The 15,973-nt window shown below is 50.1% G+C and carries 14 protein-coding genes; 5 read left to right on the top strand and 9 right to left on the bottom strand.

Features of this window, described 5'->3' with window-relative positions; genetic code table 11:
* Positions 1-170 precede the first annotated feature (170 nt).
* The 3 genes from VGS11_03490 (at position 171) to VGS11_03480 (ending at position 1,764) form a co-directional block, all read left to right on the top strand.
* Positions 171-1,019, top strand: coding sequence for a class I SAM-dependent methyltransferase (locus VGS11_03490; GenBank protein ID HEV2119160.1), 849 nt, complete (start codon positions 171-173; stop codon positions 1,017-1,019).
* Between the two features lie 129 nt (positions 1,020-1,148).
* Complete coding sequence (locus VGS11_03485) at positions 1,149-1,358, top strand: hypothetical protein (GenBank protein HEV2119159.1); 210 nt, start codon at positions 1,149-1,151, stop codon at positions 1,356-1,358.
* Positions 1,359-1,371: 13 nt separating this feature from the next.
* Positions 1,372-1,764 carry a type II toxin-antitoxin system VapC family toxin gene (locus VGS11_03480; protein ID HEV2119158.1) on the top strand — a complete coding sequence of 131 codons (393 nt, stop codon included), beginning with the start codon at positions 1,372-1,374 and terminating at the stop codon, positions 1,762-1,764.
* Between the two features lie 94 nt (positions 1,765-1,858).
* On the opposite strand, the gene VGS11_03475 is transcribed toward VGS11_03480, so the two are convergent.
* Together VGS11_03475 and VGS11_03470 are read right to left on the bottom strand one after the other, a co-directional pair.
* Positions 1,859-2,422 carry a hypothetical protein gene (locus VGS11_03475; GenBank protein ID HEV2119157.1) on the bottom strand — a complete coding sequence of 188 codons (564 nt, stop codon included), beginning with the start codon at positions 2,420-2,422 and terminating at the stop codon, positions 1,859-1,861.
* Between the two features lie 286 nt (positions 2,423-2,708).
* On the bottom strand, positions 2,709-3,794 hold the full coding sequence (locus VGS11_03470; protein HEV2119156.1) for a hypothetical protein: 1,086 nt from the start codon (positions 3,792-3,794) through the stop codon (positions 2,709-2,711).
* A gap of 362 nt (positions 3,795-4,156) precedes the next feature.
* Here VGS11_03470 and VGS11_03465 point away from each other — a divergent pair, with 362 nt between their 5' ends.
* On the top strand, positions 4,157-4,810 hold the full coding sequence (locus VGS11_03465) for a hypothetical protein (protein HEV2119155.1): 654 nt from the start codon (positions 4,157-4,159) through the stop codon (positions 4,808-4,810).
* A 207-nt stretch (positions 4,811-5,017) separates the two neighbouring features.
* On the opposite strand, the gene VGS11_03460 is transcribed toward VGS11_03465, so the two are convergent.
* Both VGS11_03460 and VGS11_03455 read right to left on the bottom strand, forming a co-directional pair.
* Positions 5,018-5,995: an ABC transporter ATP-binding protein gene (locus tag VGS11_03460; GenBank protein HEV2119154.1), complete on the bottom strand. Its 978-nt coding sequence runs from the start codon at positions 5,993-5,995 to the stop codon at positions 5,018-5,020.
* Positions 5,992-7,074 (bottom strand): ABC transporter permease, encoded by a 1,083-nt coding sequence (locus VGS11_03455; GenBank protein HEV2119153.1) that lies wholly within the window; start codon positions 7,072-7,074, stop codon positions 5,992-5,994. The genes VGS11_03460 and VGS11_03455 overlap by 4 nt, the downstream gene beginning before the upstream one ends.
* A 355-nt stretch (positions 7,075-7,429) precedes the next feature.
* Here VGS11_03455 and VGS11_03450 point away from each other — a divergent pair, with 355 nt between their 5' ends.
* Positions 7,430-7,909 (top strand): hypothetical protein, encoded by a 480-nt coding sequence (locus VGS11_03450; GenBank protein ID HEV2119152.1) that lies wholly within the window; start codon positions 7,430-7,432, stop codon positions 7,907-7,909.
* Positions 7,910-8,345: 436 nt separating this feature from the next.
* On the opposite strand, the gene VGS11_03445 is transcribed toward VGS11_03450, so the two are convergent.
* From VGS11_03445 to VGS11_03425, 5 genes are read right to left on the bottom strand one after another with little or no spacing between them, the layout of a single operon-like run.
* Entirely contained in the window at positions 8,346-9,083 is a 738-nt protein-coding gene (locus tag VGS11_03445) for a sugar phosphate nucleotidyltransferase (GenBank protein ID HEV2119151.1), read from the bottom strand.
* A gap of 49 nt (positions 9,084-9,132) precedes the next feature.
* Positions 9,133-12,855 (bottom strand): hypothetical protein, encoded by a 3,723-nt coding sequence (locus VGS11_03440; protein ID HEV2119150.1) that lies wholly within the window; start codon positions 12,853-12,855, stop codon positions 9,133-9,135.
* Positions 12,856-12,862: 7 nt separating this feature from the next.
* The gene (locus VGS11_03435) at positions 12,863-13,750 is read right to left on the bottom strand and encodes a class I SAM-dependent methyltransferase (GenBank protein ID HEV2119149.1); all 888 of its coding nucleotides are present in this window, start codon (positions 13,748-13,750) and stop codon (positions 12,863-12,865) included.
* A 21-nt stretch (positions 13,751-13,771) separates the two neighbouring features.
* A complete protein-coding gene (locus VGS11_03430; GenBank protein ID HEV2119148.1) occupies positions 13,772-15,049 on the bottom strand; it encodes a glycosyltransferase in 1,278 nt (425 codons plus the stop codon).
* A gap of 20 nt (positions 15,050-15,069) precedes the next feature.
* The gene (locus tag VGS11_03425; GenBank protein ID HEV2119147.1) at positions 15,070-15,894 is read right to left on the bottom strand and encodes a glycosyltransferase; all 825 of its coding nucleotides are present in this window, start codon (positions 15,892-15,894) and stop codon (positions 15,070-15,072) included.
* Positions 15,895-15,973 lie beyond the last annotated feature (79 nt).

The following is a 15,973-nucleotide window of genomic DNA, read 5'->3' as shown; positions in this document are numbered from 1 at the left end:
GCGGTTCTCCCTGCGCAGGGCTGGGAACAAGCCTGCTCTCAGCACCGAAAAAGGACACCAAGAGAAAAGCCGCCATTCTTTGGAAAGGAGAAGAGGGGGATTCGTGTTTGCTCATGGACTCTCAACGGGGGGCCCAAGCTTTTAGTTCGGAATGAAGGCCGGGCCCAGTAATGTCTAGTACTGATTCGTCGAACGTAGAGCCCCCTCTAGAATGGGATGATGGTGTCGCTGCAGCACGCAAGTGGAGAGTGCAAGGCGAGATTTCGGGTAGAGCCACGAATGAGGCGCTGATCAGACTTGCCCGGATTAGGCCTGGAGGGAACGTGTTGGATCTTGCAAGTGGAAGTGGGTCTCCTGCTCTAGACATTGCAAGAGTCGTAGGACCTACTGGGCATGTAACCGCAACCGACCTCTCCTCTAAACTATTGGCGGTGGCGAAGGAGAAGGCGGTCGATGAGGGACTCTCAAACATTAGTTTCCAGGAGGTGGACATGGAAAACCAACAGCTTCCGGATGAGACATTCGACATTGTTACTTGCCGTTTCGGCATAATGTACGCGCGAAATGTTCAGCGGGCACTGACTGAGATGCGCAGAGTGCTCAAGCCAAACGGTCGCGTCGCACTTGTGGCGTGGGGACCCTCAGAAGGAGATCCTCGCAAGACAATCGTCCTCGAGGTCCTGATGAAATATTCAAAATCATCAGCGCCAGATCCTGCGATCTCTCTCCCATCATCTTTCTCAGAACCCGGAAAACTGTCTCGAGCACTGAGTCAAGCTGGCTTCAAACAGGTCCACCAGGAGGCGAGGAACATCTCGTTCCCATTTCGAGGCTCTCCAGAACAAGCATGGGAAATGGTACATGACGGAGCGATATTCTTCCGCAAAACGATCAAGACCTTAACCCCCGAACAGAGAAAAACCGCAGGTCAGGAGATTTCCCGGGCATGGAGCAAATACTACGATGGTCACCAGGTGAATTTCACAGCACCAGTAGTGTTCGCGACCGGCGTACGGTGAAACGCGTTAGCTTGGTAAAGAAGGAGAACTTGTTCATTGAAGCCTATAGCTCGGCTTTAGAGGGGTCCTAGGTGGAGGCGCCTCGGAAACAATATATTTTGCACTATGCATTATGTATCACGTGAAACTATGGCCAAGACGGTTGCGGTTAGGGAAGAGACCTGGGAGAGAATGAAGAAGTTGTTAGAGGCAGGGGACGCTAAGAGCTTTGACGAGTTGATCAAGAAACTGATGGACCAGAATCTCCGGGTTCCTAGCTCGATGTTCGGAGTGGACAGACACCGAAAGGTACAGTTGACTTTAAGGGAACACGAAGGGATCACGAAAGATGCCCACTGAGCGGTAAGGCCAAATGGCACGCCAGCGGGCCGTCGTCTTGGACTCTTTTGCCTGGATTGAATATTTCAACGGAACCAGTGCCGGCGTGAAGGTTCAGGATTTCTTGCACAACGGGCTCGCGGTCACCCCTGCCATTGTCGTGGCCGAGCTTTCGGAGAAGTATAGGAGACTGGACCGTGAGTTCGGATCCAAATACGACTTCGTGAGAGCGCGTACCAGCATCGTTCCTCTGGAAGAGGAGCTTGCGCGTGCAGCGGGGGAGCTCAACTTCGAAAGAAAGAAACGGGTGAAAGGCTGGGGAATGGCCGACTCGATAATTCTAGCCACAGCTAGACGGTCCAACTCGAGAATAGTTACCGGAGACCCCCACTTCAAAGACCTATCAGAAGAAACCATCTTCCTCTAGTCCGAAACGAGCCCGCACCGGACATTGAAGACGGTCGCGGTCTCTGTCAACTGGGATGTAGGTGTTTCTTGGCGCGTGGTTCTTCTAGGTTGTGCTAAAGTAGACAACATTGAGGAGGAGCAGGGGTAACCGAAGGAGTCGCCTTGACTCTCCGAGATATCTTCAACAGAATCAGAGTAATGGAGATGCTGATTGCCACAGCCAAACCAACGGCGAGACTGGCCTCGTCATTCCACCGTGGAAGATTGGAAGAGCCAGTCCCATAGCCTGGAGGCCGATAAACCGGGATGGCCACCCAGGCATCTCCCGCGGACACCCCGACGTAATGGCCGGTCGTCGGATCGAAGGCTACCGATTGAGCCAATGTGAACAACCGTCTGGCTCCAGGCGCGAAGTTTGTGACCTTCTGGCTCGTGACAGTAGTGTCGTCCCAAACGAGTTTGATGGTAAAGTTCTGAGCAACCGTCCCAGAGTTGGTGATCCCGACAGTGACGTTGATGAGTCGTTGACCGCCAGAAACGCCCGTGATCGGCTGGACAAGGAAATTGTCTATTGTGATACCGGACCCAGTGGCAGCCGCTGGTTGGAGTGCGAGACCGATTGATACGGCCAGGATTGACAGCATGAAAATAGTAGGAACCGCTCGGCCAAGTCTCAATGCTTGAGAATCCCTCGGGTTAGATCCCCGCTTCTACAGACTAAGAAGCATTCGATGACTTCTAGAGACGGTCTCGGCAAGCTAGGAACAGCATCCTCTAAGAGTTTGAAGTTGGCTTCAGTGAAAACCGAAAGGGCTCGGGATATTGTGAGAAGCTGAGAATGAACACGACTACGAGGATGGGCAATCGCGAGAGAGGTGCTAGGTGGGAACAAGCCTACTCTCAGCAGCTAAGATACGATGAACGATTTGGAAAAAAAAGGGTCCCGTTACAATGCCATTGTTGTCAGTCGTCGTTGTCATGATGTCTGTGTTGTCCACTTAGGACAATGTAAGTTAGTGTTGTCGAATGTGACAGGTCTGCTACAGTGGCCATTACCGTTACAGTGTAGGTGCCCTTTGAGCCACGACAGGAAATCGTTGAAGATGAGGTGCCAGAGGGGTTGAGCGTGACGCTCGTATCGCTGAGCGAGCATGAAAGCTTGGGGGAAGATGTCGAAGCTTGCAGATTAACCGTCGCGGCGAAACCGTTCGAGCTTGTCAGAGTGACAATTGAGGACCCTTCCTCCCCTTTCTGGAGGGTGACTGCGGACGGGTCGGATGTCATGCTGAAATCTGGGGTTGATCCTGTCCAAATGTTCGTACCCACGAGTACAGGCTCCTGGAGCCAGGTTGCAGTGCCCACTGGTGATGTGGCAGAAACAGAGATTATCTCTTGCACCGGGATTCCAGATGCCTGGTCCCAAGCTACCCCCATGGTCAAAGTAGACGTGCAGGCAAGAATAATTGTCCCGAAGGGACACAGGAATCCTCCCTGTGTGACCGATGTGAGATTCAGAAAGTTTAGTGTTCTCTGAGCTCCAAGAATTGTCCGGGTCACTGTCTGGTTCAGGATTACAGACGGATTTGCTCCGATAGCGTCGGGTGCTTGTAACCCAGCTGCGATAAGACTCACTGAGCCGCCGTTCTGGATGTTCTCGAGGCTACAGAAGGAATAGGAACCAGTCACGAGGTAGAATGTGATACAAGAGCTCTGAGTTTGCACGTCAGTATTCACCGAATCGAAGAGAAATGATGTTCCGTTCGGGAAATAGTAAGTAGCCGCAAAAGTTACGTTCGTTCCCGACACTCCTGTAATTCGAGCTGTTATTTGGCTGACGCTGCTCAAGAAACCGTTGGGGTTTTGAAACGCTGTCGCATTACTAGTTTGGAAGGCAAGGCTTGCATAGGCATAGGTCGCGTTGTCGCCCACTTTGACACCGGGAAGCCTCGTCGCGACAGGCGAAGCATGAACATTCTGGAACGGCATTATCCAAATAGCGCCCAAGAGGAGCACCGCGATTAGGAGCAACCTACTCTTTATCTTCGACAAAGTTGTGCTTTGAGTTCCGTTCTCCATCGCAATTTAACACCTCCGGTATCTCAGGATTGAAATAGAAAGAGGCACTTGGAACATTGAAAATACTATTGCGTTACTCAGTGACCGGACGGTCTCCTAGATCATGTTTCGTCTAGGCTAACTTTTTCGCGAACTAAGGTTTTCAACATAATCGAGAGTTGGCTTTAGTGCGCTTGGAACAGGAGGCCAAATTCTTATGTCAGTGCAGATGAGCTACGGGCTGAAGAAAACCAACCAGCTCTTTGCGAGCTACCCGCGCAACTACGCCGATAGTGTTTCATTGGCCACTTGGACAGGGATGGATTTAATACTCTGCCGGCGGATGCCGACGATCGATGAAGATCTATCTCCTAGTAATTGCTCTAGTTCTCATGACGGTTCTAGCTCCCTCCTCTTCTGCCACGGATTCATCACAACGCCACGAGGTCGTCAGCTGGACGGTCCTGCAAGGTTATTGGGCGATCAATAGTACCGGCTTGACGGGGCAGGGCGTCTCAGCGGAGGTTGTCTCAAGTCAAACGTTCGCTTCGGATCGAACTGTGATCTTTAGGATGCAGACGATCAATACGATTGGCACAGGTTCGACTTGCTGTCCCTATTATACTGCACGCGCCAATGGAAAGTATGTTGACTTTTCCAACAAGGTATTCATGGATATCTGGACCAACGGCATAATCAACCTAGTGATTTCCACCTCGACCACTTACACAAATAACGGGATCCAAACAAGTCTCAGCCCCTTCGACCCGCACACCGTCAAGATGGTTTTCCGAGGGGACAACCTAAAGATCTCGATCGACGGAGTTGGCTACTGGAACATCACCGACAGCCGAATAGGTGCCTTGGGGGCTGCACGTATAGCACTTTCCTCCTGGGGTACCAGCGAATCTAGCTTCGGTTTTCCAATTGTTAGGAACCTAGATACTCATGATTGCAACGCGGACGGGCAGAATTCTTCGCAACAGACGAATTGTGGCGACTCTGACTAGGGTCAATATTCCCTTTCACTCGTATCATCGACAATAGCCCACCGGGATAGGTCAATCAACAACCTCTCTCCTTCGACTGAGGGTGGTCGATTTGCGGGCTTACAAGTCCCCTTTTCTTTCCTATTTATTCCTCGCCAATACTAAGACACGCTGAGCCAGCTCACTCGTAGAGTCGAGGCATCTTGGGCCTCTACGATCTTCAGGGGTCTAGGCCTGTACGAATGAGAGAAACACGTCTTCGACCGCAAGCGTCTCCTGTTCGCAGGATAGCAGAAGCGTGCCCTGGTTGACGGCGAGCCGTGCCAAGGTCTCGCGTAGATCGACGTTGGGCTTGGCCTGTATCCGTAGCGTCTTTGAGACTCCTGAAGCAGGTTCAACGGTTGACACGTCGGGGAGCGACCGTATCGCGGCTACGAGCGGCTCATCCAAGCGGGCGAACTCTGCACGGTAAGCGGAGCTTCTCTTCACCTGTTGCATTAATTGAATGAGGTGTCCCTCGGCCTTGGTGACGCCCTGGTCGATGATTGTGACGCTTGTACAGAGCTGCTGGACTTCGTACATCTGATGAGATGACAATAGAACGGTCCGGCCTCCCTCTGCCCCAGAGACGAGGCCGCGCAACAGCTTTCGGAGATCCGAGATGGCGACAGGGTCGAGGCCAGAGGTGGGCTCATCTAGGATTAGCAACTCTGGGTCGCCGAGCATCGCGATTGCGATTCCAAGTTTCGCCTTCATACCCTTACTGTACGTCATTGCCTTCTGGTCGGCTGCCTCGGTCAGCTCGAGCTGGCGTAGGAGGAGAGATGTTTCATAACGAGCTTCAGTCTTCCTGAGTCCTCGCATCCGCCCATACTGCTCAAGTACCTCGCGACCTTTGAGATGGGCGGGAAACGTGGGGAGCTCGGGAGAGTACCCGATTCGCCGACGAAGCTGGAAGCTGCGGAATGGATCGTAGGGTTCCCCGAAAAGTGAAAATCGACCTTTGTCTCGGCGGAGGAGTCCCATGATGCACTTCATTGTTGTTGTCTTTCCGGCACCATTTCGGCCCAGAAAACCGTGAAGGCTGCCGCGGGGAACGCTTAGCTTCAAGTCCCTCACACCGTTTCCAGATCCTCCGTAGAGTTTGGTGAGGCCTTCAACCGTGAGCGCGGGACCTGGTGAGGAGGATGTCAATGTCTTACTCATCCTGTGATCTCGATTCGCCGGAACGCAATCCAGCCTAGTGCCAAGAAGCCCAGTGTGCCGAAGAGAAGGCCTATCGTACTTTTCTCGGCAAAGCCAAGCGTCCCGAAGCCAATGGATCCCAGAACGTACCCGGGCCCAGAGAACATGGTACTGGACGATAAAATGCTGAGCGGAGCCAGATACAACACAGTCCCTGCAAGAGTCATGTCGGAGTAGCTCAGCGGGTTAAAGGTAAGGAGCCACCCGACGAGGGCGGGAGTCTTTCCGCTAGACACGGATGATAGAAGTGTCAGTCCGGTCAAGGTGCTTGTGGTTATGGTCACTACAAGCCACATTAGGACTATGATGAAGAAGACTGTTCTTGATCGGCGGAAGAAACAGCTTAGGAATTGAGCGAGAGCTGCGAAGAAGAGAAATGTCAGGGTCAGATCTAGGATAATGATGGGTGCGTATTGAATATGGATCTGGGGCCCCAAGAGTATCCTCGATGAGACGAGCATTAGGACCACGATAGCGGTGGAGAGAACTAGGAACCAGATCAACTTGGCGAGGTATTTTCCAAGGAAGACCTCGGAGCGGCGGAGGGGCTGGACGAGAAGATTTGCCAGAGTCCCTTTGTCCCGTTCATGACCAATGGTCCCTGACGTAGAGGCCTCTCCGACAAGGAAGGCGAGGAAACCTGTTGGGAGACCTACGAGAACGACGATGCTGTACATCCACCCTGAAGCCCTTAGCTCGCCGGAGATCGACGCTGGGATTAGACTGAGAATCAGTATGATAGCCAGGCTGAAAAACAGGATCAGAGCTGTCGATCCGTAGGGCCAGAATTTCCTCCGGTCCCAGGTAGACTCATACCGGATGATTGATGCCAGTCGCCTCCCAAGGCCGGCCGGTTTTCCGCGGGCCCTTAGTGCGTCGGAGTCGCGGGTTATTCCGGCCGCCTGTGACTGTCTTTCAAACCGCGGTTGTGGAGTTTGTGCAGGCGAACCGCCTACGCGGTTGGCATCTGTTGCTCCCGCTGGTTGCGAAGGAGCGCCTGTGGCTAGCCCAGCTCCTAACTCGCCATAAAGGAAAGCCAACCAGTGGAATCCTCGCTCATGCCCCGATAATGTCCATTCGCAATCAACATTAAGGAACTGGTCGTCCCTATTGTCAATATAATGTTATCCAAGAACACTTTGACAATGGAATCCTTGCGATGGGACGCTTCTTACATCTTTTTCATTCCACAGATAGCACAACTGTGAAATACTCATAATCAAAGAGGCGCGGTTCTGCATCCGGCTACGACCCATTGCGTTCGACGCAGCCGCCATGGGTCTACACAATTCGCCCCTTCAGCGTAAGTTGATGTAAAACGGTTCACTCTCCGAGACTCGAAAGCCGCTGGGTCCTCCGACAAACCGACTGGAAAGGGAGGTGTATAGAAGAAGAATGAAAAGAATGATTCTGGTTCCCATTACCCTAGCCGTTCTGATGGTGCTCGGTGCGTTTCCAGCTGCATTCGCTACACATTCAAGACCTTACAGCGCAACTGTTTCAGGCACCTTTACCCTCACATCCCAAACCACGGCGTCCATATCGGGTGAGGGGCATGAATCGCATCTCGGAAAGGTAGTCTTTGAGGCAACAAGCACCATGGGTGGCCCGTCAGAATGCGGAGGATTCACCGCAAAAGAACAGGTCACTACTACGGCAGCAAATGGTGACAAGCTTTTCGAAACCGCGAATGACGTTTTCTGTCCGACTTCCAATCCACACGTTTTCCAGCTTACCGCATCTAGCACTATCACTGGAGGTACAGGTCGATTTTCAGATGCCTCGGGCTCAACGACAGCTCACGTTACTATCGTTCAGACCTCAATGACAGGAGGAACCTTCTCGGGCACCTTCACCGGAACCATCAGCTACTGAGACCAGAAAGCCCCTCAAATACTAATCCCCAATTTTTTCCGAATCCACTCTCTCCCGAACAAGGAGGCGCTCCACTACTAAAACCGACCTCAACGCATCGGGAAGAGCATTCCCTAAGAGTTCGAAGTCAGTCTCTCGGAAGACGAAAAGCTGTCGGCAGACGATCAGGAAGGAGAATGCGAAGATGACTAGGAGGGTGGGGAGACGGAAGAGTGGGGTCAGGTGGAGGTTTGTTGCTAGGGCGGCGTAGTCGATGATCGTTAGGAGGAAGATCCGGAGATGCTTCTTGTCGGTTTAACCATAGCCGGATTGATGCCAGAAATTATGAACTACGAATTCGAAAGGGCGAGCTCTCAGGGGAGTGGGTGTTGAGGAAGGCGTGCCGAAGAGAGGGATCCAACCTCCAGTTGGCGCGAGAATTCGTAACAACCCTGAACTAAGAGCTTGTAGGCGATAGCAGTAGAGAATTCTCTGTTGCCTCTCGCAGATCTTCTGGAGAGTTGATGTTGAAATATTTTTCACATATCGTGAACGACTTTATCTCTTCACCGTCGTCAATCGCGCATTGGATCAAATCAGGGAGTTCTCTTTCGCCTCTGTTCTGATTCAAGGGGGTACGCTCGACATAAGAGTAGATTTCATTCCTAAATATGCAACTGCCTGTGCCCATCCAGTCATTCGCGGGATTCCGCGGCTTTTCGATCAGCCTACAGATTTTTCTAGACTCATCTTGAATGATTGAGTAGGTTTTACTTATTCGATGTCTACGCTTCTCGATAAGCACGCCACATATCGCAAACGGCCTCTGAGCCACGAATTGATGAATCATCGCTTCGTGGCAGGGTCTGAGCATTATTTCGTCCCCGAGAAGTAATAGAAAGTCCTCTCCGGCAATGGGCTTCTCCGCGCATTCAATAGCATGGACAAGCCCATTCTGATTCTCCTGTAAAGCGTATTGTATAGGTCTGCCTCTGTACTCCCTTCCGTATCTTTTCATTATTTCATCTGCTCTGTGACCGACTACGATGACTAGTTCCTGCGCCCTTGTAGCAACGGCAGAGTCGAGACTGTATTCAATCAGGGGTTTCGAGTCGATCTCTAGCATGCATTTGCTTTGGTCATAGGCGTTACCAAGTCGCTTCCCCCTCCCGGCAGCTAGAATCAGCGCTTTCATACGATTCACGAGAGCTTCGTCGAGCGGGGCAAGTTGTCGATGCATCGTATCATTTCGGAAACCGGCCGCGCAAGTTCTTTCGAAATGGGACTTTCTTGGTCAATCGGTTCCAGAACCTCGTAGGCACAATGACCGCCATAGCAAGCAATCCCCAAATTGCTTCGGTTATCGTTGACCCAATAGAAAACAGGAATTGCCTTGAATAAGTTAGGGACATTTCGGCGGGGGGATTTGAAACATAATACACGTTTGACAACCCGTAGGCGCGTAGGTGCAATGAGTTAGCAACTGAGATCGACCAGGAGGGGTCATAGTTCTCCATGAAGATGAGGAACATTGATTTTGTTTGGTTCGTAGTAACTACGTACTTTGTCGGGTCAATCCTGTCGAATGTCAGCGTTGGGTTAGCGAAATTCGCATCATTAGCAGGTGAGCTTTCGATCATAACCAGGTCTATCGTGGTCGAGCCGATCGAGTCAATTGCAACTTCATGTTTACCGCTGTAAATGTATGATTGTCCGAAGTTCACCCATTTGTACTCCTTGGTGGGGGCCATTGACAGGGTAACGATTGAGTTTCCGTCTTCGCTCAACGTCACATTGCTGTCGCTGTTCGCCTTTATTCTTGCCATAAGCTGATAAACTCCCGAGTTGGAAACTGATACAGACGCTCTCGCGTTTCCTATTATCGCGTTGCCGTATGAAGCATTGAAGTCAAACTGTTGTTTGTTCTTGACGATGTTGAGATTTTTTATTGCAAAGGTAACCGTTCGAGGGTTGCTCGAAAGGTCCTTTCCGGCTGTCTTTTGAAACACAACTTGAAGTCCTACCAGCCTGGTCTTGTCTGCATTCAGACTGTAGGTCTGCGCGAGAGAAGCTAGATTGAAGCTCAGCCTCGAATCGAGGTTAGGGGAGAGGTCAGAAGGAGAATGGAGGATAGGTATTACCGTGTCTGCGACTCCACCTCCTGTAGTGTCAAGATTGAACTTTATCTCGAAGAACTGCAGTGATGGATTTGATAGTTGCAAGGTCAACTCCAAGGATTGCATCTCGGCCAAAGTGTAAGGAGTTCCGATGTCGATGTGTCCCAGCACGGCCTCATTAACAGACCCAGTTTGGTTGAAAGTTGCTCTCAGCTGGAAGGAGTTGTCCGGCAGTGAGTAGTCGTAGGAGAGTTTGCTTGTTCGATCTGCACCGGGAATGAAGTAGATACTCCTCAACAACTGGGTTGAATTAAAGAGTTCTGCAGTGGTCGCAAGTGGTTTCGTTAGAAACGTTAACGTTTTGTTTTCCGTCAAGAGATTCACCTTCGCCTCAGCGGATGATAGAATATCGTGAGGCACTACGAGTAGCTGTAACAGAGACGTAGTGCCGATATTGCCGTTCGTCACAAGTATGTTATGACTGCCTTTTCCGAGTTCAATTGAACCCACTTGCATCCACTGGAATCCCATATCAGAAGGAAGATACGTGTCGACTTGCGAGAGGGTTTTGCCGTCGATATCGAATCTAGTGGAAAACGAAGATGAATCATAGTAGAGCTTCGCCCAGATGTCATACAACGAGTCTTGTTTTGCGTCAAATGAGATGGTGACTGCATCGTTAGGATTCCGAGTGAACAATCCATCCCCGAAGTTTTCCGCAGAAGAGAATCTCCACTTTCCCCACCATTCGTTGTCAATCGACAACCAACTTGATTGAGTTGAATAAAACCCGGGATTAATCGTGTATTCGCTGGGCAGAAATGGCAACACCAGATCCATAATATCGCCATCAACGACGACAATTCCTCGAGCAAGATTGAACGTATTTCTCGCATCGCTGTATGGAATTTGGCCAGAGAAAACCAAAGCATTGTTACTAATAGAATAGTTCTCGAGCTTGGCAAGTGCCAAAAGTGCAGATCTATCCCCGGTGATAATGTCCATGTTATTGACTCCGTAAATGTGGGGAGTGTAGGCTTGATTCTCGTAAACGGTTATGTTTCCATTGTCTGTGATTACTTTAAGGCCGGACTGAGCTGCGAAGAAGTTGTGCAGCAAGACATCTTGTTGCCCAGGATACCACGGAGCATACAAAGCTCGCTGGATTTCATCAGTTCGGTTGTGATAATAAACGATGTATCTCACGTTCGCAAGGCCGAGGAGTTTGTCGATGTCATTCGTCTTGCCCAAGTATGATGTTAGGCTCAGGAATCGGGTGTAAGCGGCAGGGTCGCTAATCGAGCTAAATCCCTGCCCAAATTCGATCGCGGATTTCGGTGGATATACTCCTAGTGGATCCGCGCCAGCAGAGGATTGTCCAGAAAGCCCGAGATCCCCAAGCAGAGGAAAATTTGCAATTCTGAAATCTCCTTGGGTCCCGGCAAGGAATTGATAGACCTGAGGCTCACCTTGGTTAAATGTGTAAGTATGCAAACGGCCCTCGAGAAGCCTTGGTGGAAACATGAAGAAGCTTCCAGCAAAACCCACCACCATTGATACTAGGATCATTGCAGATAGAAGCACACCGAGACCCTTTCTCCTGCTTCCGCGTACTCTGAACAAAATCGAAATGCCATGTTCTGCCTTTGCAATCGAGGCACTAGCTCGGGAGGGAACGTACTTGAATATGGGGTCTGCAAGAGCTCCAATTCTATCAAACGTTATACCCACAAGAATTGAGTACGGAATAATGGCTAGCGGTAACCACCGGTGGACAGCTGTGAATATGTCGAAGTAAGGCACGTTCAGAATCAACCATGCGTAGGAAGATCCAAGAACTGTCACTCCTGAGGAAAGAATTACGCCACCTAGTGCCAGGATGGATAGGCTAAGCGTTATTCTGTCTCTACGAAGCGTGACAGCCGCGAATGCGAGGAGAGGAATCAAAAAGCTGAGTGCCAGCCATGCGATTTGGCCTGTCCAGAGTGCCGGCCAAGATGAGGGGTCGTCAGATAGAAAGAAGGTTTTCAATCGGAAAGTGTCTATCAAAGGAGAACTGCTGCCGTAGACAACAGAGAGCCTGATGAACAGTCGGGAAGCCTCACCGGGCGTTCTTAGAACTATGTTGCCAGAAAAAAGGTCGTTAACGAGCGGTAAGATCCAGAAAGAATGAAGCCCAACGGCTTCAAGACCGGAACCGAAGAATACTCTCGATTTGACTCTCAGAGGGCCTTTCCAGGCCAAGATAAGCGCAAGGGAAACTAGGGGTAAGATAATTACGAAGTCTATGTAGGTCCAACCGATCGCTAGGATCAATCCGCTCAGGAGTATCCTCTTGAGTTGAGGAGCCTTTAGAGCGCTGATCAGAGAGCACAAGTAGACCGGCGCGATTGCATAGCTGAACACAGAGGGAATGTGTCCAGCAAGTAGTTCCAGGTAGACGAACGGAGACAGCATGTAAAGGAGCCCGCTTCCCCATGAAGTTAGCGGACTGACTTTCAATTGTCTGCACAAGGAAAACATCCCATAGCCCGAAAGTGCGAACACAAACACGAGCAGAAGCTTACTGACGTCCGCTCCTCCTAATGGCGCGAGAGCTCTTAGGAAGAAATAGTAGAATGTGTCATTGCCAACTGTATAGGGCGTTCCCATGACTACGTAGGGATTCCATGAGTATGTTCTAGTGTTCAGAGCGGTCACGAACTGTTGAGTAAACGGTGGGACATCCCAATCGAACAAGTAGGAGATTACTCCGGGGGACACAAGAATGCGAATCAAGCTGAGAAGAGAAACCAATACGTAAGATGAAACAGCCAGAGCCTCTCTCGCGAATCTTACTTGTGTCCTCAATATCTTTTCACCATCTGTCCGGTGGGTGCCGAGCAAAGCTGGTTGACTGTATTAATCCTGCGTGCGTTTTCTTCAGGTCAGTTCTTGGTCCCGGATCAAGATTCATCTCGAGGGGGAATTTCAGGACTTTCCCTTTCTTCAGGACTATGTTGAGCTGAAGTCCTCCCGCCCTCGATGAGTTCCTTAGGTCCAACTCTTCCATCTTCCACCAGAGTTTGGAGTTTCCGCGGGTCATGTTGGGGCGAACAAACGATAGCAAGATTTGAATTAGCTTGTAAGCGTGGCCTGAATATCGCATATCTTTAGGAGTGAATCGGCAGTTCGAAAACTGCCGTATCAAGTCCTCCGCTTTGTAGTGTCGAAGATGACCCACCCTCTTGTCCCAAAAAAAGTAAGGTAGCCAGAAGATTGGAAAGATTCTTGAGTATGCATTCGGAACGGTGATAAAGACCTCCCCGTCGGGTTTGCTCACCCTAGACATTTCCAAAATTGCTCTTTTGTCATCAGGTACATGTTCCAGAACCGCGATGGTGCTTATCTTAGCGAACGTTTCGTCCTTGAATGGTAAATTGTCGATCGAACCAACCACGAAATCAAAGTTCGCATTTCGCCCGAGTTCTGAGTTTGCAAAGGTCTTAGCCTTTCTAACTCCTTCTGATGAGATATCTACGCCGACCGACACACATCCTTTTCGCGTGGCTTCGATAACTGTGTAACCGGACCCTCCAACTCCAATGTCAAGGTATGATTCGTTCCGCGTGCTTCCTATTCCTAACGCAGTGAAAATTCTATTGAGGAAACTTCTTCTCCAGTTTTCCAGTTGATATCTGGAGTAGCCCTCGAATTCGGCGTCAAAATACCGTTGCTGTCCTCTTTCGTGCTCCGAAATGCTCACCGTTCTTTTGGAGAAATGGTACTATCTCGGTTCTGTGGCGAACATCCTCGAGATGCTCTTGTGAAATGCTGATTCGAAAACGCTATCCCAACCAAGTCTCGCTGAAAATGCCTCAGCATTTGTGCGACACCTCTGATAGAATTCTTCATCTTGCAAGAGCCGGATGATTGCATCCACTAACTCCTGTTTATCGTATTTGATTGCGATTCCCATCTCTCTTCTCTCAATTTCTTTTGCGATCCATGGGACCCTAGTGATTATTACCGGCAAACCGCAGGCTAGATACTCCTTCGGTTTCGTTGGGTCCGCGAGGTAAGTGATGCTGTCGGGGTCCTCCATGTATGGAGCGACAGCGATCCCGTACATCGATAGGTAACGTAGGAGTTCATCATGGCGAACCAGACCCAGAAATTCTATTCTCTCACCTAGATTCGCTTTTGCAACCAACTCTCGCAGATGTTGTTCAAAAGGTCCGGTTCCGATTATGTCCAATTTGGCGTAGATACCCCTATCTTGAAGATCTTTCATTGCAGAAATTAGAAGTTCCCCACCTTTCGACCGAGTCAGATGGCTTACAAATACGAGACGGTTTCGGTCGATATCACTTGCAGGTGCGAATTTTACCTTTTCCAGCTCAACGCCCACGGGCACCACCAGGTTTCTTTCATTATCGACTCCTTGCCTCATTCTGACCTCTGCCATTCTGTCTGACAAATTCCAAACCCGGCCGGCATGCTTCACGCATAACTGATCGAGCCAGTGATATGACACGTTTTTCACTGGGTTTCGAAATCTTCTTGGAGTATAATCGATTACATAGAACACTACATCGCTGACAAGACCTAACTTGCGGAGCATGATTGCGCAGAAGGCGTTCAAATTGTCTATTCCGACGCACAAGTCGAACCTACCGTTGGTCTTTGTGATGACAAGGAAGAATGCCCAGAAAACGTGTTGAATGAAGCATAGCATTTCAGATCGGCCAAAGATTCGCTTGCTTGAGGAGTACGTCGCTTTTCCTTCGTTGAATGTTCTATATGTAGTGCTGTCAATTCTGGATTGTGGTAGTGGGTGTAGTATGACGGAGACTTCGCTGAAGTTTTTCTCTGAGAAATTTACTAGAGCCTGTACGGGACCGTAAATCTCGGACCTATGACCAATGATGAGAACCCTCTTCGGAAGGAGACGAACGGTCCGAATGGTCATGCGAGTTGAATTTCTCGAAGGTTCTACGATTCGATCGTCGTGTGTATCGAGTTCGTGATGCTCTGTCGCGTAGTCTTTCACTTTTGTCAGCATTCGCACGCGTACTTTCGAGACTAACCCGATGGTGGGGATGTTCTCTTATCCCATGTAGACGAGGCGAGAATTGCCGTCATGACAGCGATGTTTTCAACCATTCTCATGAGAATCATTCCCAGAGCGTACTGAGGATTTGAGATAAGCATTCTCCAGTTTCTGATATAGTTAAGCCGGATAGGGACGAACTGACTTCGTGCTCGCGAAGAATTCTTCTTGACATACTTCATTATGGTCTTTCCGTAATAGTATCGCTTCGAGACCAGATGGCCTAGTGTGAGATTGCCTTCATGATGCCTTATGCAATTGCTAATAGTTCCTATTTTGCAATGGGATTCTTCCAGTCTTCTCTGAAGATCCCAATCCTCGCCGGCTTCGAGATCTTCATCGAATGCTCCCAATGAAAGAATCGCTTTCTTCTGGAAAAATCTCGCGGATTCTATGAGCGGATCGCCGACATAGGTCGCTCGTTCTAGTGCGCGACACTTAGCCCAGAAACCCTTGCCTACTCTGACTTCAGGAATCATGACTCCATCAAGGCAATGTTTGCGTGTGGTCTCTACACAGTTGGAAATGACATCGGAAGTCAGTTCCATATCGGAGTCAAGAAATAGGAGGTATTCTCCCAGCGCAGCGAATGCGCCAATGTTCCGAGCGGCTGACCGAGAGCGATGGGTCCGAATAACTTGAGCGCCATATCTCTTGGCGATGTTTTCTGTGGTGTCGGTGCTATTGCCGTCGACGATGACTATGTTTGTGTGGGGATAGGTTTGGGATTGAATTGACCTAAGACAGATGCCAAGGGTCGGAGAGGAATTTTGCGTCGGGATAATTATCGATACCAAGGATGTTGCTGCATGATTAGTAGCCGTTGCTCGACACCTTTCTGAGAGGAGATGCTCGCCCAAGCCCACGTTCTTGAGA

Source organism: Candidatus Bathyarchaeia archaeon (assembly GCA_035935655.1).
Classification (GTDB): domain Archaea; phylum Thermoproteota; class Bathyarchaeia; order 40CM-2-53-6; family 40CM-2-53-6; genus 40CM-2-53-6.
This window is presented reverse-complemented; position numbering and strand designations above follow the sequence as displayed.